Source organism: Bradyrhizobium sp. (assembly GCF_049581145.1).
Classification (GTDB): Bacteria; Pseudomonadota; Alphaproteobacteria; order Rhizobiales; family Xanthobacteraceae; genus Bradyrhizobium.
Genome location: NZ_JBAURI010000358.1, coordinates 1 through 2587 on the forward strand (window position 1 = coordinate 1; position 2587 = coordinate 2587).

General features: G+C 61.3%; 3 protein-coding genes. All 3 read left to right on the plus strand.

Annotated features, from left to right (window positions below):
* Positions 1-22: 22 nt before the first annotated feature.
* Positions 23-958: a carbohydrate ABC transporter permease gene (locus WCB02_RS11715; RefSeq protein WP_423958340.1), complete on the plus strand. Its 936-nt coding sequence runs from the start codon at positions 23-25 to the stop codon at positions 956-958.
* Positions 958-1869 (plus strand): carbohydrate ABC transporter permease, encoded by a 912-nt coding sequence (locus WCB02_RS11720; protein WP_423958342.1) that lies wholly within the window; start codon positions 958-960, stop codon positions 1867-1869. Before WCB02_RS11715 ends, WCB02_RS11720 begins: the two co-directional genes overlap by 1 nt.
* Before the next feature lie 22 nt (positions 1870-1891).
* A partial coding sequence (locus WCB02_RS11725; RefSeq protein WP_423958343.1) for an ABC transporter ATP-binding protein occupies positions 1892-2587 on the plus strand: 696 nt, incomplete at its 3' end.

Consider the following 2587-nt stretch of genomic DNA (forward strand, 5'->3'; position numbering starts at 1 on the left):
ATCACCTGTGAGGAAGATGCCCATGGTTGACGTTGCATTTCAGCCGGCCAGCGTCGGAGCCGGATCCGCGCGCAGACCTTCAAGTCTGAGGGCCGCGCTCAGGAGAAAATCGAGCACGGCGTTTCTGATGACGCTGCCGCTGATCCTCCTGATCGCGAGCCTGGTGATCTATCCGGCATTCTATTCGCTGCATCTGGCGACGCTGAACAAGTCGATGCAGCATTTCGTCGGCCTCGGCAATTTCGAATTCCTGTTCAAGCGCGATACGTTCTGGATGGTCGTGAGGCAATCCTGCCTCTTCGCCATCACGGCGGTGATGTTCAAGGCACTGATCGGCTTCATCGTCGCTCATTTCGTGCACAACGTCCCCGCCAAGGGCCAGCGCAAATGGCGCGGCATGCTGCTGGTGCCCTGGGTGATTCCGCCCGCGATGAGCACCCTGGCCTGGCTCTGGCTGTTCGATCCGTCCTACAGCGCCTTCAACTACACGCTTGGCCTGTTCGGGATCGCGCCGATTTCCTGGCTCGGAGAGGCCGGCTGGGCGCGCTTTTCCGTCATCCTGGTCAATGTCTGGTATGGCGCGCCGTTCTTCATGATCATGTACCTGGCCTCGCTCAAATCGGTTCCCGAGCAGCTCTACGAGGCCGCGGCCATCGACGGCGCCAATTGGTGGCAGCGCATCTGGTATGTGACGCTGCCGATGATGCGCAACATCATCGCAATCACGACGCTGTTCTCGCTGATCGTCACCTTCGCCAATTTCGACATCGTTCGCATCCTGACGTCCGGCGGCCCGCTGGACGAAACCCAGATCTTCGCCACCTGGGCCTTCCGCGTCGGCATCGAAAGCAGCGATATCCCGCTGGGCGCCAGTGTCTCGCTGTTCATGTTCCCGATCCTGGCGATCGCGGCGATCTTCATCCTGCGCGACATCTCCAAACGTGGAAACGAAGCCTGATGAGCACGCTCGCAATCGACAAGGCCGGCCCCCGGCGCAAAGTCAAACTGGGCAGCATGAGCCGCGATCGCGCATGGGCGCTGCGCTGGTCCTACTTCTTCCTGATCCTGTTTGCGGTGTTTTCGCTGACGCCGCCGGTCTACATGCTAATCACCTCGCTGAAGAGCAGCGCGGAGATTTCGGCGGCGACCAATCCCTGGTGGGTGTTCCATCCGACGCTTGGCAACTATGCCGAGTTGCTGACGTCCAACCAGTATCTGCGATTCTTCTGGAATTCGGCCATGGTGTCGGTCATCGTGGTCACCGTCACCATGCTGATCAGCATCCCGGCGGCCTTCGCGCTGGCGCGAATGAAGTTCTGGGGCTCGGCGACGCTGGCCACCGGCGTGTTCCTGACCTACCTGATTCCGGATTCGCTGCTGTTCATCCCGCTGTTCAAGATGTTCGCGGCGATCGGGCAATGGACAGGTATCCAGCTGATCAACCGCTGGTACGTGCTCGTGTTCATCTACCCGACGCTGACGGTGCCGTTCTGCACCTGGATCATGATCGGCTATTTCGCCTCGATTCCGAAGGAGCTCGACGAGGCCGCGATCATCGACGGCGCCTCCTGGTTCCAGACCATGACCCGGATCTTCATTCCGGTGGCGCTGCCCGGCCTGATCGCGGCCACCATCTTTGCCTTCACGGTATCCTGGGCGCAGTTCCTCTATCCGCTGGTGTTCACGACGTCGACCGATCAGCAGGTGCTGCCGGTCGGCATCATCACCACGCTGGTCAAGGGCGACGTGTTCAACTGGGGACAGATCATGACCGGCGCGCTGCTCGGCGCCGCGCCGCCGCTGATCATCTACGCCTTCCTGATGGACTACTATATCGCCGGCCTTACCGCCGGCGCGACCAAGGGTTGAAGCTGGCAGAGGGTTGAAGCTTATGGCGGAAGTCAATTTGCGTCGCGTGATCAAGCGTTATGACGACGTCGAGGCGGTGCGCGGCATCGATCTCGACATCGCCGACCATGAATTCGTCGTCCTGGTCGGGCCGTCGGGCTGCGGCAAGTCCACCACGCTGCGGATGATCGCGGGGCTCGAGGACATCACCGACGGCGACATCATGATCGGCGGCGACGTCGTCAACGACGTGCCGCCCAAGGACCGCGACATCGCAATGGTGTTCCAGAACTACGCGCTTTATCCGCACATGACGGTCGCGGAGAACATGTCGTTCGGGCTGCGGCTGAAACACTATCCGAAGGCCGAGATCAAGAGCCGGGTCTCTGAGGCCGCCCGCATGCTCGATATCACCGACCTGATCGACCGCAAGCCGAAGCAGCTGTCGGGCGGCCAGCGTCAGCGCGTGGCGATGGGCCGCGCCATCGTGCGCAATCCGAAGGTGTTCCTGTTCGACGAGCCGCTCTCCAATCTCGACGCCAAGCTTCGGGTGCAGATGCGGATCGAGATCAAGAAAGTGCATCAGAAGGTGCGCACCACGACCGTCTACGTCACCCATGACCAGGTCGAGGCCATGACGCTGGCCGATCGCGTCGTGGTGATGAACCAGGGCCGCATCGAACAGATCGGCACGCCCAACGATCTCTATCACAAGCCGGCGACGCGTTTTTTCGCGGGC

What these genes read in the sequence shown, in the direction of transcription:
- WCB02_RS11715 (WP_423958340.1), top strand. Translation starts at nt 23, where the DNA reads ATGGTTGACGTTGCATTTCAGCCGGCCAGCGTCGGAGCCGGATCCGCG.
- WCB02_RS11720 (WP_423958342.1), top strand. Translation starts at nt 958, where the DNA reads ATGAGCACGCTCGCAATCGACAAGGCCGGCCCCCGGCGCAAAGTCAAA.